Origin of the sequence: Hyphococcus sp., assembly GCF_965228385.1 — a bacterium.
Lineage (GTDB): Bacteria > Pseudomonadota > Alphaproteobacteria > Caulobacterales > Parvularculaceae > Hyphococcus.
In genome coordinates this window covers 26,994-47,684 of record NZ_OZ245810.1, presented here as the reverse complement: position 1 = coordinate 47,684, position 20,691 = coordinate 26,994, and the positions used below count along the sequence as shown (strand labels likewise).

The 20,691-nt window shown below is 58.1% G+C and carries 18 protein-coding genes; 7 read left to right on the top strand and 11 right to left on the bottom strand.

The genetic code is table 11. The features are described from left to right. Positions 1-712: 712 nt before the first annotated feature. The 3 genes from ACQK2Q_RS00215 to ACQK2Q_RS00205 are packed head-to-tail and all read right to left on the bottom strand — an operon-like array spanning position 713 to position 4,200. A complete protein-coding gene (locus ACQK2Q_RS00215) occupies positions 713-2,374 on the bottom strand; it encodes an NAD+ synthase (protein ID WP_425407741.1) in 1,662 nt (553 codons plus the stop codon). A gap of 54 nt (positions 2,375-2,428) precedes the next feature. Beyond that, the gene (locus ACQK2Q_RS00210) at positions 2,429-2,806 is read right to left on the bottom strand and encodes a metallopeptidase family protein (RefSeq protein WP_425407740.1); all 378 of its coding nucleotides are present in this window, start codon (positions 2,804-2,806) and stop codon (positions 2,429-2,431) included. Continuing rightward, positions 2,803-4,200 carry a serine hydrolase domain-containing protein gene (locus ACQK2Q_RS00205; protein WP_425407739.1) on the bottom strand — a complete coding sequence of 466 codons (1,398 nt, stop codon included), beginning with the start codon at positions 4,198-4,200 and terminating at the stop codon, positions 2,803-2,805. Before ACQK2Q_RS00205 ends, ACQK2Q_RS00210 begins: the two co-directional genes overlap by 4 nt. Positions 4,201-4,321: 121 nt before the next feature. Here ACQK2Q_RS00205 and ACQK2Q_RS00200 point away from each other — a divergent pair, with 121 nt between their 5' ends. Further along, on the top strand, positions 4,322-5,026 hold the full coding sequence (locus ACQK2Q_RS00200) for a CoA transferase subunit A (RefSeq protein ID WP_425407738.1): 705 nt from the start codon (positions 4,322-4,324) through the stop codon (positions 5,024-5,026). Continuing rightward, positions 5,026-5,679: a CoA transferase subunit B gene (locus ACQK2Q_RS00195; protein ID WP_425407737.1), complete on the top strand. Its 654-nt coding sequence runs from the start codon at positions 5,026-5,028 to the stop codon at positions 5,677-5,679. Before ACQK2Q_RS00200 ends, ACQK2Q_RS00195 begins: the two co-directional genes overlap by 1 nt. Before the next feature lie 10 nt (positions 5,680-5,689). On the opposite strand, the gene ACQK2Q_RS00190 is transcribed toward ACQK2Q_RS00195, so the two are convergent. Continuing rightward, positions 5,690-6,403, bottom strand: coding sequence for a winged helix-turn-helix transcriptional regulator (locus ACQK2Q_RS00190; protein WP_425407736.1), 714 nt, complete (start codon positions 6,401-6,403; stop codon positions 5,690-5,692). A 197-nt stretch (positions 6,404-6,600) separates the two neighbouring features. Here ACQK2Q_RS00190 and ACQK2Q_RS00185 point away from each other — a divergent pair, with 197 nt between their 5' ends. Next, positions 6,601-6,885 carry a hypothetical protein gene (locus ACQK2Q_RS00185; RefSeq protein WP_425407735.1) on the top strand — a complete coding sequence of 95 codons (285 nt, stop codon included), beginning with the start codon at positions 6,601-6,603 and terminating at the stop codon, positions 6,883-6,885. Positions 6,886-6,967: 82 nt separating this feature from the next. On the opposite strand, the gene ACQK2Q_RS00180 is transcribed toward ACQK2Q_RS00185, so the two are convergent. Further along, positions 6,968-7,870: an MBL fold metallo-hydrolase gene (locus ACQK2Q_RS00180; RefSeq protein WP_425407734.1), complete on the bottom strand. Its 903-nt coding sequence runs from the start codon at positions 7,868-7,870 to the stop codon at positions 6,968-6,970. Between the two features lie 159 nt (positions 7,871-8,029). Between ACQK2Q_RS00180 and ACQK2Q_RS00175 the strand changes: the two genes are divergently transcribed. The 3 genes from ACQK2Q_RS00175 to ACQK2Q_RS00165 all read left to right on the top strand — a co-directional run bounded on the left by ACQK2Q_RS00175 (position 8,030) and on the right by ACQK2Q_RS00165 (position 11,683). Continuing rightward, on the top strand, positions 8,030-9,388 hold the full coding sequence (locus ACQK2Q_RS00175; RefSeq protein WP_425407733.1) for a class II 3-deoxy-7-phosphoheptulonate synthase: 1,359 nt from the start codon (positions 8,030-8,032) through the stop codon (positions 9,386-9,388). A 181-nt stretch (positions 9,389-9,569) separates the two neighbouring features. Beyond that, a complete protein-coding gene (locus ACQK2Q_RS00170) occupies positions 9,570-10,523 on the top strand; it encodes a Gfo/Idh/MocA family protein (protein ID WP_425407732.1) in 954 nt (317 codons plus the stop codon). Then, positions 10,520-11,683: a DegT/DnrJ/EryC1/StrS family aminotransferase gene (locus ACQK2Q_RS00165; protein WP_425407731.1), complete on the top strand. Its 1,164-nt coding sequence runs from the start codon at positions 10,520-10,522 to the stop codon at positions 11,681-11,683. The genes ACQK2Q_RS00170 and ACQK2Q_RS00165 overlap by 4 nt, the downstream gene beginning before the upstream one ends. An 18-nt stretch (positions 11,684-11,701) precedes the next feature. Here the strand turns inward: ACQK2Q_RS00165 and ACQK2Q_RS00160 are convergent, their stop codons facing one another. From ACQK2Q_RS00160 to ACQK2Q_RS00135, 6 genes are read right to left on the bottom strand one after another with little or no spacing between them, the layout of a single operon-like run. Further along, complete coding sequence (locus tag ACQK2Q_RS00160; protein WP_425407730.1) at positions 11,702-13,471, bottom strand: monovalent cation:proton antiporter-2 (CPA2) family protein; 1,770 nt, start codon at positions 13,469-13,471, stop codon at positions 11,702-11,704. Positions 13,472-13,490: 19 nt separating this feature from the next. Beyond that, a complete protein-coding gene (argC, locus tag ACQK2Q_RS00155) occupies positions 13,491-14,441 on the bottom strand; it encodes an N-acetyl-gamma-glutamyl-phosphate reductase (RefSeq protein ID WP_425407729.1) in 951 nt (316 codons plus the stop codon). A 40-nt stretch (positions 14,442-14,481) separates the two neighbouring features. Next, positions 14,482-14,877, bottom strand: a complete 396-nt coding sequence (locus ACQK2Q_RS00150; RefSeq protein ID WP_425407728.1) for a four helix bundle protein — start codon at positions 14,875-14,877, stop codon at positions 14,482-14,484. A 36-nt stretch (positions 14,878-14,913) separates the two neighbouring features. Next, complete coding sequence (locus ACQK2Q_RS00145; protein ID WP_425407727.1) at positions 14,914-16,230, bottom strand: acetylglutamate kinase; 1,317 nt, start codon at positions 16,228-16,230, stop codon at positions 14,914-14,916. Further along, positions 16,227-16,937 (bottom strand): hypothetical protein, encoded by a 711-nt coding sequence (locus ACQK2Q_RS00140; RefSeq protein ID WP_425407726.1) that lies wholly within the window; start codon positions 16,935-16,937, stop codon positions 16,227-16,229. Before ACQK2Q_RS00140 ends, ACQK2Q_RS00145 begins: the two co-directional genes overlap by 4 nt. Continuing rightward, entirely contained in the window at positions 16,934-17,935 is a 1,002-nt protein-coding gene (locus tag ACQK2Q_RS00135; protein ID WP_425411097.1) for an N-acetylornithine carbamoyltransferase, read from the bottom strand. The genes ACQK2Q_RS00140 and ACQK2Q_RS00135 overlap by 4 nt, the downstream gene beginning before the upstream one ends. A gap of 397 nt (positions 17,936-18,332) precedes the next feature. On the opposite strand from ACQK2Q_RS00135, the gene ACQK2Q_RS00130 reads away from it, so the two are divergent. Continuing rightward, on the top strand, positions 18,333-20,600 hold the full coding sequence (locus ACQK2Q_RS00130) for an ATP-binding protein (RefSeq protein ID WP_425407725.1): 2,268 nt from the start codon (positions 18,333-18,335) through the stop codon (positions 20,598-20,600). Positions 20,601-20,691 lie beyond the last annotated feature (91 nt).

Below are 20,691 nucleotides of genomic sequence, written 5' to 3'. Positions count from 1 at the left end.
GGCCGGGTCTAAGCCGCCTGTCCGTCTCCGGCCCGCGCGAAACACGCGTTTGATATAGCCGGAGCAGGCGGCCGCCCGCGCGCCGCAATCCGGACCAGCGAGTTACGGCAGCGCTCACCGCCTCTCAATATCCGGACTGCTGAGCAGTATACGGTCATTTCAAAAGTGGTGGATAACGACGCGACGGTGAGCCGGGGTTAGGGTCACGACACACGGGAGTCGAAGCCTTAACGCCTTAACCCCGGCAACCGTTGAGCGAACGTGAAGGCGAATCATCGCCTGACGCGGGCGGCGATGTTGCGTGCGGCGTTACATTTATTCCGCGACGCTTCGGAAAATAAGGAAAATCTGTCTCGCCGCCCCTCGCTCTATGCGTGTACGGTGTTTCAAAGAAAATCCGCCCATTCCGGCGCAGGAGCAACGCGCTTTTCCCTCCCCTATGCCAATGGGGGAGGTGTCGCGGCCGCACGGCCGGGACGGAGGGGGTTTTTCACTGGCGCTGAAGCGCCCCCATCGCCCCTTCGGGGCACTTCCCCCGTAAACGGGGGAAGAGACCGCGCCGCCTGACTTAGCAATACCTTTGTTAATTCTACGCCGTCCAAATTATACCACGTATGCGAAGTAAAAATTTCGCAATGTGGAAATGCAAAGTTCACGCAGAGGGAGAGCGTTCCGCATTTGCCGTCATTTTCATGTCTTCCTTCTCTAACTTTCAACGATCCCGCCAGCCGTTCGTAATCGGATAGCGCCGGTCGCGGCCGAAATTGACGCTCGCGACCTTCGGGCCCGGCGGCGCCTGGCGGCGCTTGTATTCGGCCACATAAAGAAGATGTTCGATGCGGCGCACGGTTTTTTCGTCATAGCCTCTGGCGACAATGTCGCGCACCGGCGTTTCCTTTTCCACCAGCATCTCAAGGATCGGGTCCAGCGTCTCGTAAGCGGGCAGCGAGTCTTCGTCCTTCTGGTCCGCGCGCAGCTCCGCCGAGGGCGGTTTTGTAATGATCCGTTCCGGGATCACTTCTCCCTTTGGCCCGATCAGGTCGTCCGCGTGATGCGTGTTGCGCCATCGGCACAGCGCGAAGACTTCCGTCTTGTAGATGTCCTTCAGCGGATTGAAGCCGCCATTCATGTCGCCATAGAGCGTTGCGTAGCCCACCGACATTTCGGACTTGTTGCCGGTCGTCAAAACCATGTCGCCGAACTTGTTCGACAAGGCCATGAGGATGACGCCGCGCAGGCGCGACTGGATGTTTTCTTCCGTCGTGTCGGGGGGAAGGTCGGCGAAGACCGGCGCTAGCATCTTATCGAACGCGGCGACGCCGGGCCCGATGGAAATCGAGCGGTAAGAAACGCCGAGCGCCTTTGCGCATTGTTCGGCGTCCTCAAGGCTCTCCCGCGAGGTATAGACCGAAGGCATCATCACGCAGTGAACCTTGTCCGCGCCCAGCGCATCGACGGCGATGGCGGCGGTGAGCGCCGAATCAACGCCGCCGGAAAGGCCGATCACAACGCCGTTGAAATGGTTCTTCAGAACATAATCGCGCACGGCCATGGTCACGGCGCGATAGATCATTTCCTCAGCCCCGACCCACGCGGCTTCGGGTCCGGAGACGCAAGCCCAGCCGCCGGCGCCCCTGCGCCATGTGGTCAGCGTCACGCATTCGGCGAATTGCGGGCAGCGATATTGCACTGCGCCGCTCGCGCTCATGACGAACGCCGCGCCGTCAAACACGACCTCATCCTGCCCGGCAAGCTGATTGACGAAAATGAGCGGCAGTCCTGTTGCGGTGACGCGGTCGCGGGCCGCCATCTCGCGTTCTTCCAGCGCGGTTTTGCGGAAGGGCGAACCATGCGGCACAATAAAAATTTCAGCGGCCGCATTCGCCAGATGTTCGCCCGCCCCCGGCAGCCACATATCCTCGCAGATCATGAGGCCCAGTTTTACACCCTTGAACGCTATGGGCTCGGGGTAGTCCGCCCCCGGCGTAAACCGGCGCGGCTCATCGAATACGCCGTAATTGGGCAGGCGCACTTTCGTACGCGTTTCTGCGATCACTCCGTCCGCCAACAAAAACGCGGCGTTGTATAACTCCTCGCCTACGCGCCACGGCGCGCCGACAATCATCGCCGGGCCGGCGTCGCTCGTGTCTTTTGCTAAGCGCTCCACCGCCTCTCGGCAGGCGCGCTGATAGGATGGTTTTTGCACAAGGTCTTCCGGGGGATAGCCTGAGACGACCAGCTCGCAAAACACCACCAGATCCGCGCCGTCGCGCGAAGCTTTTGCGCGCGCCTGGCGGATACGCTCCACATTGCCGTCAATATCGCCCACAACAGGGGCGATCTGGGCGATCGCGATTTTAAGAGCGTCGGTCATGAGCGGCATTTATGCTCTTTTTGAGCAAATGGAAAGGCGCTGGCGCCGCCATTTTTATTCCGCCTGATCTTCAATCGCGTGCATATCTTCATCGCTTAGGCCGAAATGATGGCCGATTTCATGAACCAGAACATGAGTCACAAGTTCTTCGAGGGAGATGTCGCCCCGCGCGCGCCATTCGGCGAGGATGGAGCGGCGATAAAGATGTACGTGATTGGGCGGCGCGTCACGGGCTTCGCCAATCGCGATACCTTCAAATAATCCGGAAAGCTCCAATGGGCGAGACAGTCCGACCGCGCGCAAGGTTTCCGCGTCCGCTTCCTCTGCAACGTGAATAACGACATTGCCGCACAGTTTGCGGAATTCGGCCGGAAGAGACGCATAAGCCTGACGCGCCAGCGCGTCGAACTCCTCCAGACCCGGCGAATTCACAGTTCCGTCCCTTCCGGCGCGCCGACGGCGTTGTAAATTTCGGCGAGCAGCGGGGCGACGGCTTCCATCGCCGAGCGTCCCCGCGTCATGCCGGTCCGGACGACGATCATGCGTTTGTCGGGAATAATGAAAACATACTGGCCCTCATGGCCCGCGAAGAAATACATTTCCTCCGGGAGACCGGGGAAAAAACGGGGCCTGTCCGCGCCCTCACGGTTCAGCCAGAATTGCGCCCCGTACTGACCATCCGATGCAAGGGCCGGCGTACGCACATATTCGGTCCAGCCTTCAGGCAGAAGCCGTTCTTCATTCCAGACGCCATCCTGCAGATAAAGCTGGCCGAGCCGCGCCCAGTCGCGCGCGGTCGCATACATGAAAGAAGAACCGATCACGGTCCCGGACGCATCCGGCTCCATGATGACGCTTGACGCGCCTATCGGGTCGAAAATCGCTTCCCGTGCAAATGCATGGAATTCGAGCCCGTTCTCCTCAAGCGCCTGTCGCAATGTACGCGACAAGAGATTTGTCGTGCCGCTTGAATAATACCATGTCTCTGCCGGCGGATTTTCAACGGACGCACGGGCGGCGAACGCGCCTGAATCCGCCCGTTCGAACAGCATGCGATTTACGTCCGAACGTATTTGATCGTAATGCTCGCCAAAGGCGAGACCGCTTTGCATGCGCAGGAGGTCATTCCAGGTAATTCTGGATTTTTCATCGTCGCCCGCCCATTCGGGGACCGGGGCGGGATCGTCCACGTCGAGCAGTCCGCGCATGGCTGCGGCCCCGACAAGCGTTGCAGTCACGCTCTTCGCCATGGACCATGATAAAAATGGCGTCGTACGCGAAAAACCGTCCGCATAGCGCTCATCAACGATTTTGCCGTCCACCGCCACAAGCAGACTACGGTGGTTAGCCTCAATTTCAGAAAGAGCATCGCTCAACGCGACGTCGAGCGCTGCGTAATCAATGCGCTCAATCGCCTGTCCGGATACAGGCGGCGCTTCTGGCCACGCGGCGCCCGCTGCAGGCGCGCCCGCTTCCGGCATGGGATGCAATCCGCCGGCGTTCGCAAGCGTGCAACCATAGCCCTCACGGTAAACGGCGCGGACGCCGCCCAGCCCCAGCGGTCCAGAAGCGCGCACATAGTGTTGTTTTTGATTAACCTGGACGCTGACCATATCCATGGCAGCGTCGATGTTTTCAAATTCAACATTCACCACAGCCCTGGGGTCGCGGCGCGCGACAAATATCTCTGAACAGGCGATTTTCGCCTTGTAGCCGGCGCCAATGCGCGCCATGCGGTCGGCTTTCACGCCTGCGTAAACGACCAGCGCCGCAGCGCCCGCCCCGAGCGCCGTAAAAATCTTGTGGTGCGTTTTCCATTCGGTCATGAGCGGACCATAAACCCGCCGGTTAGCGCGGCAAAGCGCTATTGGCATGAACATGAATGCTTCATGTGGACGGGGCCGGTCTTTTGCGATAGTCGAGAGCCGACTTTGCGGAGGTTGTTCCATGAAAAAGATTTACAAAGACGCCGCCGCCGCGCTGGACGGCCTGTTGTTCGACGGCATGACGATCATGGCGGGCGGTTTCGGGCTTTGCGGCATACCGGAGAACCTGATCGCCGCCATTCGCGACGCCGGCGTGAAGGATCTGACGGTTATTTCCAACAATGCCGGCGTGGACGATTTCGGGCTTGGTCTGCTTTTGCAGACGCGCCAGATCAAAAAAATGGTTTCGTCCTATGTGGGCGAGAACAAGGAATTCGAGCGGCAATATTTATCCGGCGAACTGGAGCTGGAATTCAATCCGCAAGGCACGCTTGCGGAACGGTGCCGCGCCGGCGGCGCCGGCATTCCCGGTTTCTACACAAAAACCGGCGTCGGTACGATTATCGCCGAGGGCAAGGAACACAAAGACTTTAACGGCGAAACCCATATTATGGAAACCGGCCTTGTCGCTGATTTGTCCATCGTCAAGGCGTGGAAAGGCGATGAGCAGGGCAATCTTATCTATCGCAAGACTGCGCGTAATCTCAATCCGAATATGGCGATGGCCGGCAAGGCGACCGTCGCGGAAGTTGAAGAAATCGTGGATCTTGGCTCACTGGACCCAAACAATATTCACACTCCCGGAATTTACGTGCGCCGATTAATCAAGGGCGAGCATGAAAAACGCATTGAAAAAGTCACGACCCGCGAAAAGGAGAAAGCGTAATGGCTGATAATCCGAAAGGCTGGGATCGCAATCAAATGGCCGAACGCGCTGCGCGCGAACTTAAAGACGGCTTTTATGTCAATCTCGGTATCGGCATCCCGACGCTCGTTGCAAACTATATTCCGGAAGGCGTTGACGTGACGCTGCAGTCGGAAAACGGCATGCTTGGCATGGGCCCCTTCCCTTACGAAGACGAGGTCGACCCCGACCTTATCAATGCAGGCAAACAGACGATCACCGAATTGCGCCGGACGTCGTATTTTTCCAGCGCAGACTCGTTCGCAATGATCCGGGGCGGTCACATAAACATCGCCATTCTCGGCGCCATGGAAGTTTCGGAGACGGGTGATCTCGCCAACTGGATGATCCCCGGCAAGCTTGTCAAAGGCATGGGCGGGGCCATGGATCTCGTGGCCGGCGTTCAGAAAATCGTGGTTGTGATGGATCACGCGTCAAAATCGGGCTCGCCGAAACTGCTGCATGAGTGCTCCCTGCCGCTTACCGGCAAGGAAGTCGTCGATATGGTGATCACCAATCTTGGCGTATTCGAAGTCGAGCGCGGCAAGGGTATGAAACTGGTCGAACTGGCGCCCGGCGTGACGGTCGATGACGTCAAATCCCTGACGGAAGCGAATTTCGAGGCCGCCGTTTAGGCTTTCGCAATTATACCGCCGCCTGAAGAGACTGCTGTTCATCGCGCGCAAAGGTTTCGTTGGTGGACAGCACGATACATTGCAGCAAGTGGTTCAATGCTTGTTTATCGCCGTTCAGCTTCATCCGGGATTTCGCCTCATCCAGCGTAAGCTCCATGCGAAACGCCTGCATGACAGTCGCCACGTCCGCTTCCAAAGTGGCGACCGCCGGCGCATCTGCGCCGCGGCGGCATATTAACTCGCCGTTCATATTGTAGATCGTGTACGGAAAGTCATCGATGATAACGCGCGCGACATAGTTGTTTTCCAGCGCCGGGCAATGCGCCGCGAAAATTTCGATCGCGAGCGCAACCGAGTCCGGCTGTAAATCGTTTGTATAAATGCACAGATGCGCGGGCGCCGTTTCCGGACGGTCTAGAAAATACTTGATCGACCATTTCATCAATGCGCGCACTGTAGGCCGCAGATTCTCGCCGGTTTCGCTCAGCCGATAACGCCCGCGCGTTTCACCGGATACAGTTGTGCTGGAGACAAGCCCCGCCTCTTCGAGCTCCTTTAACCGCTTGCTCAAAAGGTTAGCGCCAATGCCGGGCAATCCCGATTGCAGATCGCCAAACCGCTGCGGCCCCAGAAAAAGATCGCGGATGATCAGAAGCGTCCAGCGCTCGCCCAACAGGTCCAGCGCATGCGCCAGAATGCAGTCCTGATTATATGTGCGCGCCATTCAGTTTCCTCCAGAGCCGTTTTTTTGGTTTATTATTCATTAGCTTACTACAATGGCCGTTACTTTGTCGTGCATACAAAGAAACACGGCGATAATGAAAAAATATATTTGACACTTTAATTTTATATAGTAATATGTTCATAGTTAGCAATAAGAAACTTACGTAAAACGCATAAACCTGAATCACGGAGAAACCCATGCAGAACAAGATTTTAGCTTTGACCGCCGGCGCGGCGCTGATCGCATCAGCCACCCCTGCACTCGCAACAGACTGGGCTGAAAAATTACAGATGTGCGCCGCTGCGGCCGAGAGCGAAGGCCTGGTCGCGCCGGGGGAATATCGCGCAAAATTCGTGCGCGGCGGCGGCGGTTCAACCAAGACCATCGCGCTTGCCCTGATCCCCAATGGCGGCGGCGATACAATCGACGCCGTGTGCAAAATCCGGCGCGGCGAAGTTTCGGAAATTCGCCTCGAGGCCTGATAAGGCCGGGAGACACGGATCAACCGTTATAATTGCACTACCATCCCTGAAAACTGGGCGCCCGCAAATCGGGCGCTCTTTTTTATTCGGCGCTGAGTGAACGATAAGCCGTGCGGGTCATGCGCTCGCCGCTGATAAAGCCCTGCCCCCAATCAGCGTTAAGATCCGCCAGCGGATCGGCGGCGACGGCGTCTTCTTCGCTCATCCCGTCATCGATAAGGGCCTGAATGCGCGAGCGTACGTCTTTCAGCATATCGAGCGTTCTTTGCAAATCCGCTTTTGAAGCAAGCGCGCCGTGGCCCGGAATGATTTTTGTCTCATCGTCGATCTTGCCGAGTACTTTTTCGTGGGTCGCGATATAGCCATCCAGGTCGCCGCCGGATTCCAGATCGACATACGGATAATTCCCGTTAAAAAATACATCGCCCATATGAACAATATTGGCGTTCTTGAAGAAAATTATCGCGTCTCCGTCCGTATGCGCATTTTCAGGATGCCAAATTCTGATGTCGTTTCCATTCCAGTAAAATGACATGGCGTGTGAAAACGTAATCACCGGCAGCGCAGCGTCCGGCGCCGGCGGGGTCGTGTTTCCGCCGGCTCTCGTCAACCCTTCTTTCAACCGTTGCCGGACATTATCATGGGCGACGATATGCGCGCCCATACCGCCCATGGCTTCATTGCCGCCTGTGTGATCTCCGTGCCAATGGGTATTGACGACAAACGCCACCGGTTCTTCTGAAACATTTTCAATTGCCGTAACAATTCGCTCCGCGAGCGGCGCAAACTGATCGTCGATGACAAAAGCGCCATCTTCGCCCACAGACAGGCCGATATTGCCGCCGGCCCCCTCAAGCATATAAATCCCCTCGCCCACAGCGGTCGTCTTGATCTCCACGTCTGAAAAATCACGCTGCGCCAGCGCCGGCGAAATCATCAGAACAGCCGCCGAAAAAATCGCGGATTTCTTTACTGTATGAGACATCGAAAAATCCTTTTTTACATTCAAGCATCGGCTTGATAGCAGGCATTCGCCCTTCTCGAAAATCACTTCGGGACTACTCAAATCGTTACAGGCCGATTTTGTATGTTGCAGCGCAGCGGTCAGCGGGCTACACCCCGTTTGTTACGGAGTAGTTAGACAATGGACTGGACGCCCGATAGCTGGCGGGAAAAGACCGCGCTGCACATCCCGGCGGATTATCCAAATCCAGCGGCGCTGGAGGCCGTTGAGAAAGAGCTTTCAGGATATCCGCCGCTGGTCTTCGCCGGAGAGGCCCGTACGCTGCGCCAATCTTTGGCGAATGTATCCCGCGGCGAGGCGTTTTTACTACAGGGCGGCGATTGCGCGGAAAGCTTCAAGGAATTTCATCCGAATAATATTCGGGACACTTTTCGGGTGCTGTTGCAAATGGCGGTTGTGCTGACTTTTGGCGCAGCCTTGCCGGTCATCAAAGTCGGGCGCATCGCCGGTCAATTTGCGAAACCACGCTCATCACCGACAGAAAGCATCGACGGCCAAACCTTACCGAGCTATCGCGGCGACAATATCAATGGCATGGAATTTATCAGCGAAGCGCGCACGCCGGATCCGCAGCGTCTGTTAAAAGCCTACGGCCACGCCGCGGCGACGCTGAATCTCATCCGCGCCTTCGCCACCGGCGGTTACGCCGACTTGCGCAATGTTCACAAATGGAATCTGGAATTCGTGTCCGGCAATCCGCAGGAGAACCGGTACCGCGCGCTTGCCGATAAAATTTCAGAATCAATCACCTTCATGGAGGCGTGCGGCGTTGACGGTTCGGACGTGCGCGCCATTCGCGAAGTCGATTTTTACACGAGTCATGAAGCGCTGCTGCTCGGTTTCGAGGCCGCGATGACGCGCGTCGATTCGACGAGCGGCAAATGGTACGACACCTCCGCCCATATGGTGTGGATCGGCGACAGGACGCGCCAGCCCGACGGCGCGCATGTTGAATTTTGCCGCGGCATTGAAAACCCGATCGGCCTCAAATGCGGGCCGAGCCTTGAAGCAGACGAACTCTTACATCTGCTCGATATTCTCAATCCGGCGGACGAGGCGGGACGCATCGTTCTGATCGCACGCTTCGGCGCCGATAAGGCCGAGCGCGGATTAGCGCCGCTTGTGCGTAAAATCACCGCCGAAGGGCGCAAGGTCGTCTGGTCATGCGACCCCATGCACGGGAATACAATCAAGACCGACGGCGGCACCAAAACCCGCCATGTCGATTCTATTCTTTCGGAAGTCGGAACATTTTTCGATGTCTGCCGCGCGGAAGGCGCTATTCCGGGCGGCGTGCATTTTGAGATGACCGGACAGAACGTCACGGAGTGTCTCGGCGGGTCTCAGGAAATTTCAGAGGCTGATCTCTCATCGCGCTATCACACGCATTGCGATCCGCGCCTGAACGCCAGCCAGGCGCTGGATCTGGCGTTTATTCTGGCCGACCGCTTCAAGGAAAGCAGGCTCAGCGGCGTTTAGGCTTTATTAGTTTTTCCGGCGCGATGAATAGCTTTTCATGAAATAGCTGGAAATATTGTTTGAATTCAGCCCGATAATGCGGCCTATTTAGTTTGGCGCGATACACTATACAGTGAATTCGGGAGCGGGATTTCTGCGCCGTTCCCGCTAGCGTCGGGGGTTAGCTGGCGGAGCGAGTATTGTGACGAAAATCATCAAAGTCGGCGTCGCCGGCGCCGGCGTGTTTGGGGGCTATCATGCATCCAAATACGCGAGGAACGCGCAAGCGCCCCTTACGGCCGTTTACGACCCAGACGCGCAACGCGCCGTGGCTTTAGCCGGCAAGCACAATGTCGAAGCAATATCTGATTTTGAGGATCTGCTCGCCGCGACCGACGCCATTATTGTCGCGGCGCCCGCCACTGCACATTTTGAGATCGCCTGTGCGGCGCTGAAGGCGCAAAAGCACGTATTTATCGAAAAACCCATTACGCTCAATGTCGCCGACGCCGACACGCTTATCGATCTGGCCTCAGAAAATAACGCCGTTTTGCAGGTGGGCCATCAGGAACGATATGTTTTTGAGGCGGCGGGACTGTTCGGACGCAGCCGGGCGCCGTTAAAAATCGACAGCGTTCGCAGCGCAGCCGGCAGCGGCCGCTGCGAAGATGTTTCCGTCGTGCTCGATCTTCTCATTCATGACATCGATCTCGTGCGTCACCTTTCGCAGGCGGAAATCTCCAGCCTATCCGCGAAAGGCGGCGACCATGAGGCGAGTGCGGAGCTAGGGCTGACAAACGGTTCCGTTGTCTCGCTGATGGCGAGCCGGCGAACTCCGGCGCCGGAACGCCGCATGACGCTTGTCTATGATGACGGCGTTATCGAGTTTGATTTCCTGCGCCGCCGCGTTTCGAACTCAACACCCGCGATATTGCAGCCGGAAATGTTTGCCGATGCGCCTACTCTTGCCTTCAGCGACCCGCTTGCTTTTGGCGCCAATGAATTTATCGCCAATATTATGAATGGGCGTACGCCAACGGTTTCCGGCCGGGACGGAAGAGAAGCCCTTCGCTGGGCATTGCGAATAGAACAGGCGGCCGGCATTGCCGGGCAAACGCCGGAAGTAAAAGAAAATCTGGAAAGGCGGCGGGCATGAACAGCGTGGTCAATTTGACAATCGCCGGACGTACGCAGGTGGGCGATATTTCGTTTATCGATCTTGTGGCGCAGCAAAGGCGTATTCGCTCCGCGATAGAACGGCGCCTGCAAAATGTCCTCGATCACGGCCGCTATATCGCCGGGCCCGAAATCGACGAACTTGAAGAGACGCTGGCGGAACGCACCGGCGCCAGAACCGTTATTGCATGCGCCAGCGGCACTGCGGCGCTGATCATTCCGCTGCTGGCGCGCGGCGTCGGCGCCGGCGACGCCGTATTCGTACCGGCGTTCACCTATAACGCGACGGCGAACGCCATCCTTCTGGCCGGCGCGACGCCTGTCTTCGTGGATATCGATCCCGAGACTTTCAACATCGACGCGTCGGATCTTCAGCGGCGCATAGACGCCGTTAAAAGTGAAGGCAGGCTCCAGCCCACCGCGATTATTCCTGTGGACCTTTTTGGTTCGCCTGCGGATTACCCAGCTATTTCCGAAATCGCCAAGGCTGAAGATCTTTTTCTGCTTTCTGACGGAGCGCAAAGCTTCGGCGCTGAGTTGAACGGTCAGCAAGTCGGCAATCTGGCCCCGGCGACGGCGACCAGCTTCTTTCCCGGCAAGGGGCTCGGCGCCTATGGCGATGCGGGCGCGATTTTCAGCCAGAATACGCTTGATCGCGAACGCTGGGCGTCAATCCGCTGGCACGGCACAGACGAGGCGCGCAAAGATTCCGTTCGCGTCGGATTTAACGGCCGCATGGACAGTTTTCAGGCCGCTGTTCTTCTGGAGAAGCTGTCGATCTTCGACGATGAACTGGCCGCAAGGCGCAGGATTGCCGACGAATATGATCGCCGCCTGGAAGGCGTGGGCCGGCCGCAGGCCGATATAAAGGGCGCCGTTTCCGGACAGGGATATTATTCCCTGTGCGTTGAAAATCGTGACAGCGTTGTTCAGAAACTGAAGCAGGCCGGCGTACCGACCGCCATCTATTATACGACGCCCTTGCATCTCATGCCGGCGTTTTCCGACTACGCGCCAGCGAACGGCCTGCCCGTTACGGAAAAAGTCGCGTCGGAAATTTTCGCCTTGCCGATGCATGCGTATCTTACGCCGCAACAGGTAGATTATATCTGCGACGCGGTCATTGAAGCGGTGCAATAACAACGCCCCCGGCGGCGGTCAGGCGCCGGTATTGGCTTCGCCTCTTCGTTCGGACGCAGTCCGGAAACGTTTATGCATCAGATCGCGCCCGGCCTCCGGCCCTTCGTCTATTTGCGCGAGCAGCCTTTCCCTGTCCAGTTTGCGAAACTGCTGCACGTAGTCCTCGATTACGCCGCTTTCAAAACCCATCCTGGCGAGCGCTTCGCGCGCCATGAGCAAACTTGACTCAAGCGTTTCGCGAACGATGACATCGGGCCCGAGTTTTTTAAGCTCGATTTCATGGATGCGATCGTGGGCGCAGGCGATGATCGTCTTGTCGGCGAATTTTTCACGCAGCAGCGTCACGGCGAGATTCACTGATTTTGGATCATCCATACAAAGAATAATCGCCTTGGCGTCCGCGGCGCCCGCTGCGAGCAGCATATCGAGCCGCGCCCCGTCGCCGAAATAGACCTTGAACCCGAACCGTTCCGCATTCCGGATATGCGACGGGTTGCGATCGATCGCCGTCACGGCGACGCCGGAATTTTGCAGAACCTGCGATATAATCTGCCCCATGCGGCCAAAACCGACGATAATGACGTGGTCGCGACCGGCGGATGGACCTTCCAGATCCTCGCCATTATCATGCGTCTCCCGGGCGTAGCGATTGGCAAGCGCCACCATGAACGGCGTCAGCATCATCGATAACGTCACGATCGCCGCCATCAGGCTGGCTTGTGCGTCTGTAAACATCGCCGCGCTGACGCCCAGCGTAAAGACGACAAAAGAAAACTCGCCCCCTTGCGATAAGGTGGCGGCGGTTTTCACGCCGACGCCGGGCTTTGCGCCGAACAGCCGCGCCAGACCGAACAGCATGAGCGACTTGATCAACACAAGCCCCAAGGCGCCGCCAATGACGATCATCCATGACGCCAGAATAACGTTAAAATCGAGACGCATGCCGATGGAGATAAAGAAAAGCCCGAGAAGAAGGCCGCGGAAAGGCTCGATATCGGTTTCAATCTGGTGCTTGTAACTCGACTCCGAGAGAAGAACGCCGGCAAGAAATGCGCCGAGCGCCATGGACAGTCCGGCCCAGGCGACTGACAGCGCCGTCAATGCGACCACGAACAGCGCGGTCGCCGCAAAGGCTTCGCGCGAACCGGAACTCGCCACCATCCGGAAAAGCCGGTTAAGACCGAATTTGCCGATGATGATGAGCAAAGTCACAACGCCCACGGCCTTCGCGGCGCTTTCCCACGGATCGCCGTCAGCGCCGACGCCCGCAACAATCGGCACCGCCGCCAGAAGCGGGATCACCGCGAGATCCTGAAACAGCAGCACCGAAAATGATTGCGCGCCGTAGGGCGTATTCAATTCGCCCCTGTCCTTGATCCATTGCAAGGCGAAAGCGGTTGAGGAGAACGCCAGCGAAAACCCGGCGATGGCGGCGGCCGGCGCCGGCATTACGCCCACGGCGATAAAAAGGCCGGCGATCACGGCGCCCGTGACAATCATCTGCGCCGCGCCCAGCCCGAAAATCTGGCGGCGCATGGACCACAGCCGCGACAGCGACAATTCCAGTCCGATGATAAACAGAAACAGCACAACGCCAAGCTCGGCGATATGAAAGACGCCTTCCTGTCGTTGAAGGAGGTTGAGCCCGAAAGGGCCGGCCGCCACGCCGGCGGCGAGAAAACCGAGAATGGATCCAAGTTTCAGGCGATTGAAAATGGGGACGGCGATCGCTGCAGCGCCAAGATAGGTTGCCGCCTGCACCAGAAAATCGCTTTCACCCACCGCCATTGTTTATTGGATCATCCTTTCAATGAGCAAGGCCTTTCATTTCATCAAGACCAAGCGCGAGATTGACATTCTGGATAGCCTGCACGGCCGCGCCTTTGAGGAGGTTGTCCTCGGCCGCGATGACCACCGCATTCATTCCATTTTCGCTGACTGCAAAACCGCCGATCAAAACGCCTTTGCGACCCGCACCATCTTTAAGTTCCGGCGGCGCATTGCGCAAGGCGATGAGCGGTTCCCCAGCGTATTTTTCTTCAAAAACTTTCGCAAGTCCCGACGCATCCATTTTCTCCGCAAGCGGAATATGCGCGGTCACGATCAGACCGCTGAAGGCCGGGTGCACATGGGGCGTAAAATGTACGGGGCGGCCGAGGTGGCGCGCCGTTTCACGCTCGTGCTTATGGCCGGTGACGGCGTAAGGCATGAGGTTGTCCTTGATCCGTTCCGGGTCATTGCGCGGCGACGGCGCGGTCCCGGCGCCGGAATAGCCGGAAACGCCAAAAAGACTCGGCGTCCCGTTAAAGCGGGCGACCAGCGGCGCAAGCGCAAGCTGCGCGGCCGTAGCGTAGCAGCCGGGGTTGGCGATGCGCGTCGCGCCGCGAATTTTAGCCCGGTTCAATTCCGGCAAACCGTACGCCCATTGATCGTCAAACCGGTAATCGGCTGAAAGATCGATAATGATACGCTGCGGCGCGAGCGTTTCTATGGCTTCCACATAAGGCGCAGCGGCGCCGTCTGGCGCGGCGAGAATGACGACATCGGCGCGCCGGCGCGCCGCCTCTTCCGGCGACAGCGCCTCGAAAACGCATTCGTCCTTGTCCTCCGGCGCGATATCCGCAACGGGCCGCCCGGCGAACTCGCGGCTCACCGCATAGGCGAGCATCAATTCAGGATGATCGGCGATCAGCCGGATCAGCTCGCGGCCCGTATGCCCGCGCGCGCCAACAAGTCCTACAAGAAACGGCGTGCTCATTGGAAGGGTGATCCGTGGTCTGTGGTTGTGTGATCAGTGTTCATTTTTCAGAAACCCTGGCCTGAAGAGATTTAGTAAGACCGGCGAGCATTCGGCTAATATCTTCCGCTTTAAGAATCAACGCCTGAGCCGCCGCCGCATCTAGATAATCCAGCCGCTCAGCCAAAACCAGAAAAGTTCTCGTCTCCGCAAGCGATCCTTTCGCGATACCCAGAAAGTGTAGGAACTCGCGCGTACCGTTGCGCGCAGCGCCCTCAGCAATATTTGCCGAGATAGAAGCGGCCGCGCGACGTATCTGCTGCGTCAAACCAAATCTTTCTTCTTTCGGCCAAGCGCCCGACGCACGATAGATCGTCTCGGCAAGGTCAATGGACATTTTCCAGACGTCAAGATCCTGAAAACTTTGAACCCGGTTCACTTTATCCTGCCCCGCCATTCGGATCACCGATCACAAATCACAGACCACAGACCACTACTCAACAAACGACGCCGGCAAGGCGGCGACCCGTTTTACCATGCGTTCGATCCGCGACCAATCATGCTCGCCCTTCCAGAAGACGGTCCATGGGCCCGCCCTGACCGAGCCGTCGGCGCTGTCATGATAAAATGCGTTGAACCCGTTCGCGGTGCGCGAGCGCCAGCAAAACACCGGATTGTCCTTCACGAAAGCGCGCCAGATGGTGCGCGACAGGCCCTCGCCGCGCGCCTCTTCGACGACTGCAAACTTGTCGAGATAGATAAAATCATCAAGCTTCGTCAGGATGGCGCCGGCGCGATAACTCCCCGACATCTGGATTTCGTGAATATCAAGTTCGTCCCACCAGCCGGCTTTCAGTTTTCTGCCGAAGGCGTCTTCAACAAGCGCAATTGTTTTCGCCTTGTCGACGCCGTCCCTTGTTTTATGCTCGCTGATGGTCTCGCCCATGCGGACCAGCGTGCCAGAGCCGCCATGGGTGAAAAGCTCCCGGATTAATCCGGCTGGCGTGGTGATGGAAACGGACGTCGACAAGGGCGAGGCTTCGAGCAGGCGTTTGATCTCCTGCAGCTTCAGGCGCATGCCGCCCTCGACCCATTTGGCGTTCATCAGCTTATCGTAGTCCGACGCGAAGTTGATGGAGTGCATGATATTTCCATGCTTGTCGAGCAAACCGCCTGTGCCTGTAAGAAAAACGATTTTCATGGGCTGGAGCGCTTCCACCAGCGCGCGCGTCGCGGTGTCGCCGTTGACATTGACAAGCTGACCGCCCGGCGCAACGCCAAGACAGGTGAGGATCGGCATGGCGCCGGAGCGCACAACGGAATTGATGAGCCCCTGACGGATCTGGCGCGGCGCGCCCACAAGCCCGAATTTATCCTTGTCCAGATAATCCGCCTCGATGACCCCGGCGATCAGCCCTTCCGCCTCCACGCCCTGTCCGCGCACAGCCTCCACCAGCTTGATGTTCTCGCCGATAAAAACGTCGCGCGCGGCGTCTAGCGTCGCCTCATCCGTGACGCGAAGCCCGTCGACCTTTTTCGTTTCAACGCCGCGCTCTTGCAGCGCCAGATCGAGTTGCGGCCCGCCGCCGTGAAGCACAATCGGCGTCAGCCCCACCGTATGCAGAAAGGCGAGCGCCGAAGCGGTCTCTTCCAATTGTTCATTGAGGATCGCGCCGCCGATCTTGATCACCGCAAAGCGCGACCGGTCGACCTCGGAGAAGCGCTGGAGATAGGCGCGAATCTCCTTCCCGTCACTCATGTTGGAGAGCAACTGGACGATAGTCTGACGGGTGGAGGCGGTCTGGGTCATTTTACAATCAACTCCCGACGCGTCTCTGTTTTCCAAATCGCCGCCAGTTTGCTTCGGAGTGAGGGGATTTTGTTACCCGCAAATACGAATAAAGGCTCGAACGTCGAGAAATCTGCCTTGTACGTCTCATCACAATTGTGACGCGTTACAAGTTTTCTTTCATCGCCTTTTGAGATTTCAGCAAACATCCGAGTTCCATCAGTACAGCCGTTCTCTTGGGAAGACGCTGGCATCGCGGCTAGCTCTGCGGAGTCCAAAGCGTGGAAAATCGCATCAAACTCTTCAACGCTTAACTCAATTGCGAACTTATCGCGGATTGCCCGCTGATATTGCAATGGATGTTCCTCCGAGCCCGAGGCAAATTCAGTATCATAAAAACTGACCGCGACTTGCGTGAAGCCCTCAAAATTACCGATCCCAATTGCGGACTCCACCTTATAGTCAGGTCGCTTTTCGATTCGAATCAAGGTGATTTCATCAAAGGTTGGGTGTATTAACAGCGTGAACCGATCATGCGTCGGCCCATAACTTACGCGATTACTACCAAATGTATCCAATACCGCGTCGAACCACTCATTATAATATTCTAACTCCCATCCACTATCTATCAGCTCATCGATATCGCTCACCTGTTTTTCTACAGAGGCGCACGCCAAGTTCAGCACTGAAATGCAAACCATGAGCGTATTTTTTAAAAAATCACTCACCCCGCCAGCGCCTTCATAATCGCCTTTTGCACATGCATGCGGTTTTCGGCCTCGTCATAGGCGATGCAGTTGGCGCTATCGAACACCGCGTCGGTCATCTTCACATTGCGGCGCATGGGCAGGCAGTGGGAGACGACGGCGTTGTCTGTCTTCGCCATTTTGTCTTCATCGACAATGAAATGTTTGTGCGCGTCGCGGATTTCCTTTTCCGGCGCCCAGTTCCCGAACCAGGGCAGCGCGCCCCAGCTCTTGGCGTAAACGACATCAGCGCCTGAATAGGCTTCGTCGATATCGTGCGACACCTTGACTGTGCAGCCATTCGCTTCGGCGTCCATGCGCGCCTGATCCATATAGCGCTTGTCGAGGATATAATCCTCACTCGGACAAAGCAGCGTCGGCTGCATGCCGAATTTTGCGGCGATCATCAGCGCGGAGTTGGCGACGGCGGTGTTGAGCGGCTTCGGATGATAGGTCCAGGTCAAGACGAACTTCTTGCCGTCGAGTGGCCCGAGTTTTTCCTGCAACGCCATCGCCAGGGCCATCTCCTGACAGGGGTGCGTGATCGTCTCCATATTGATGACGGGCACATCGGCGTATTTGGCGAACGCGGAGAGAATCTTGTCCTTGCGGTCCTCCTCCCAGTCCGTGAATTTCGGAAAGGCGCGCACGCCGATCATATCGCAATAGCGCGAGAGCACTTTTACCGCCTCGCGCGCATGCTCTTCCGCCTCGCCGTCCATCACGGCGCCGTCCTCGAACGCCAGCGGCCACATGCCGCCGGACGGCGAGAGTATAACGGCGTGACCGCCGAGATGATTGATCCCCACCTCAAACGAGGTGCGCGTGCGCAGCGAGTTGTTGAGAAACAGGAGCGCGACGGTCTTGCCCTTCAGGACATCGCCTTTCGGCGAGGCCTTGAAACGGCGCGCCTCGTCAATCATTGCCTGCAATTCGGGTCGGGACCAGTCAGCGGTGTTCAGAAAATGTCTCATGGGCAGGGTTCATACCGGCCAGCCCCTTGGAAACCAAGCGCGAAACGGGGAAAACCCCCGCGCGACCTCCCGCACGATTCGCTGCGCCGAACCTGAAATTGCAGACGGGTTGAACCCAAACCGATGGCCAGACGTTTGCTGGCCTCGACCCGGCGGCTTTCAGGCGCTGATTCGTTAATCAATGAGCGCCGGGAAATGTGGATTTTCGGGCAGGCGGACGTCCGATCCTCTTATTTTTCACCATCTGGCGTATTTTGGGCGAGCCCCTCTGGTGACACGCACCAGCGAAACAGAATAGTTTCCAAATCCTTAACTTCCGCGCGTGTATGGCGAACAGGCGCAAGGTTCCGGTACAATTGTTTTCCACACGCTTTTCGCCCGGATATTGAAAAAACGCTGGCCCATGTCGGACGAGGATAAAACCAACAGCAAGGACGCGCTGAACGCCCGCGACGGCGAGGCGCTCTCGGCGCGTATCGATGCGCTCAGTCCGCGCCGGCTGGCGGCGCTGACCGGCGCCTTCATGATCGCTTTATCGGCGCTTTTCATTTTTGAGGTGAACGAAAAGGCGCGTTTGCGCGAAACCGAAACGCAAATCCGTCTGATGCAGGCCGCCAATGACGGCGCCGCCGCGCTCAATATTTCCATCATGACCGGCGCGCCGGTGCGCGACACGCTGAACAGCGTCAAACCCGCCGGCTATGCCGCCCTGTTTCATCTCTCGCCCGGCGGCGACGTGATTACGGCGGCGGGACGCACAGATGTGGTGGATATTCCCGCCGCGAGCATGAAAACAATTGATCTCGAAGGACAGGGCCAAACCCGGCTCGACCTTGCCGGCGGCGATCTGGCGCTTGCCTGGCGCCGCCTCGACAATGGCGATGCGCTGGTGGTCGCTGCACCCGCGCGCGATATTTTCGACCGCTCTCCGATCTGGGTCAGTTACGCCGTCATCATGGGGGCGATCGCGCTGGTCATCGGCTCGCTCGTAGCGGCGTTCATCCGCCAGTCGCGCGCCGCGGCCACCGCCGCCCACGCGCTTTCCACACTGACGGATTTCAATGCGGCGCTCGCGGGCGGGCGATGCTCGCCCTGGTTTTACGATCACAAGGAGCGCACGGTCCATCTGTCGAAATCGCTGTTGCAGCCGCTGGGGCTTTCCGCACGCGACCGGAAGCTGACATTGCGGGAAATATCCGCGCTGGTGCATCCGCAGGATTTGCGCATCGCGCTGGCGGTGATTTCCGGCGAGCCTTCCGGCGCATCGGAAGGCGTTGTGCGCCTGCGCGAGCCCGACGGCGGCTGGGCCAGAACCTATTTCCGCACCTCCGCCGAAGCGACGCGATTTGCGCGCGCCGGCGTCGCATTCGACCTTGTGGGCGCGGCCACGCTGGCGCCCGGCGCGGCTATCGCAGAAACGCGCCTGCGCGACGCCATTGAAAGCATTCCCGAAGCGTTTGTCTTATGGGACGCGCATGGCCGCCTCGCCATCTGGAACAAGCGCTTTGCTTCGATCTTCCGCATTCCGGCCAAGATGCTGCGCGCCGGACTGACGCTCGATGAAGTCGTCACCAGCGCCGGCGTTGCAGGCGATGTGCTTGCTGCGCATTTCGGTCCGCTGGAAGACAAGCAGCAGGAAAATCAGGAAGTGGCCCTGCCCGGCTCGCGCTGGGCGCATGTCTCCCGCCGCAAGACCGCGGAGGCGGGTTCTGTCTGTGTCGCAACGAACGTGACGGACCTTAAACGCCGCGCCTGGGCGCAAAAGAAAAAAGAACGCGAATTGCAGCACACCGTCGAAGACCTTGAAAGTTCGCGCAAGGAGCTTTCCGAGGCGCTGCGCAAATATGAGTATGAAAAATACCGCGCCGAGGAGGCGAGCCGCTCCAAATCGGAATTCCTCGCCAATATGAGCCATGAGTTAAGAACGCCCCTGAACGCGATTAACGGATTCTCCGAAGTGATGCAGTCGGAGCTTTACGGACCACTCGGCGATCTGAAGTATAAAGAATATGTGAGCGATATTCTTTCCAGCGGGCGTCATCTGTTGGAACTGATCGACGATATTCTCGACATGTCCAAGATCGAGGCGGGCCGTCTGGCGCTGGAACCGAAGCGCATGGAGCTTGAACGCATCCTGAAAGAAAGCGTTCGTCTCGTCGCCAAGCGCGCAGGCGACTCCGGCGTCAAGCTCACCGCATCGGTCGGCCACGCGCCGCCCGTCTGGGCCGACAGCCGCGCCGTCAAACAGGTCGTGTTGAACCTTTTATCCAACGCGCTGAAATTCACCCCAGGCGGCGGCGAGGTGACGCTGACAGCGGAGGCCGATCTTGACGGCGTCACCGTGATCGTCGCCGATTCAGGGTCGGGCATCGACAAGGCGCAATTGTCCAAACTCGGCGCGCCGTTCGAGCTTGCCGAGAGCCATTTCTCCCGCACGCAGAACGGTTCGGGCCTCGGTCTCGCCCTGTCGCGCGCACTGATGGATATGCAGGGCGGCATTCTGGCGCTGGCGAGCCAGCCGGGCAAAGGCACCGTCGCCTGCGCCACCTTCCCGCGCCGCGAAAACGCAAAAGTCCGTCTGCCGAGTTTCATCCGCAGCGAAGCGCATGTTTTAACCGGCAAGGAACAACCCGCAACGCCGAATTTCGACGCCACCCAGGCAGCGGAATAGGGACTGTTCACGACCCGCATACCGGCCGCGACTGTACGACCCCTCTCCGCCCGCCAGTCACACACGATGCGAAAAGACACCGCGCAAATAC

Excerpts from the sequence above, each read along its gene's own strand:
- ACQK2Q_RS00190 (WP_425407736.1), bottom strand. The coding sequence starts at position 6,403 with ATGGCGCGCACATATAATCAGGACTGCATTCTGGCGCATGCGCTGGAC.
- ACQK2Q_RS00160 (WP_425407730.1), bottom strand. The coding sequence starts at position 13,471 with ATGGCGGTGGGTGAAAGCGATTTTCTGGTGCAGGCGGCAACCTATCTT.
- ACQK2Q_RS00185 (WP_425407735.1), top strand. The coding sequence starts at position 6,601 with ATGCAGAACAAGATTTTAGCTTTGACCGCCGGCGCGGCGCTGATCGCA.
- ACQK2Q_RS00145 (WP_425407727.1), bottom strand. The coding sequence starts at position 16,230 with ATGACCCAGACCGCCTCCACCCGTCAGACTATCGTCCAGTTGCTCTCC.
- ACQK2Q_RS00130 (WP_425407725.1), top strand. The coding sequence starts at position 18,333 with ATGTCGGACGAGGATAAAACCAACAGCAAGGACGCGCTGAACGCCCGC.
- ACQK2Q_RS00195 (WP_425407737.1), top strand. The coding sequence starts at position 5,026 with ATGGCTGATAATCCGAAAGGCTGGGATCGCAATCAAATGGCCGAACGC.
- ACQK2Q_RS00175 (WP_425407733.1), top strand. The coding sequence starts at position 8,030 with ATGGACTGGACGCCCGATAGCTGGCGGGAAAAGACCGCGCTGCACATC.
- ACQK2Q_RS00165 (WP_425407731.1), top strand. The coding sequence starts at position 10,520 with ATGAACAGCGTGGTCAATTTGACAATCGCCGGACGTACGCAGGTGGGC.
- ACQK2Q_RS00180 (WP_425407734.1), bottom strand. The coding sequence starts at position 7,870 with ATGTCTCATACAGTAAAGAAATCCGCGATTTTTTCGGCGGCTGTTCTG.
- ACQK2Q_RS00200 (WP_425407738.1), top strand. The coding sequence starts at position 4,322 with ATGAAAAAGATTTACAAAGACGCCGCCGCCGCGCTGGACGGCCTGTTG.
- ACQK2Q_RS00215 (WP_425407741.1), bottom strand. The coding sequence starts at position 2,374 with ATGACCGACGCTCTTAAAATCGCGATCGCCCAGATCGCCCCTGTTGTG.
- ACQK2Q_RS00205 (WP_425407739.1), bottom strand. The coding sequence starts at position 4,200 with ATGACCGAATGGAAAACGCACCACAAGATTTTTACGGCGCTCGGGGCG.
- ACQK2Q_RS00150 (WP_425407728.1), bottom strand. The coding sequence starts at position 14,877 with ATGGCGGGGCAGGATAAAGTGAACCGGGTTCAAAGTTTTCAGGATCTT.
- argC (WP_425407729.1), bottom strand. The coding sequence starts at position 14,441 with ATGAGCACGCCGTTTCTTGTAGGACTTGTTGGCGCGCGCGGGCATACG.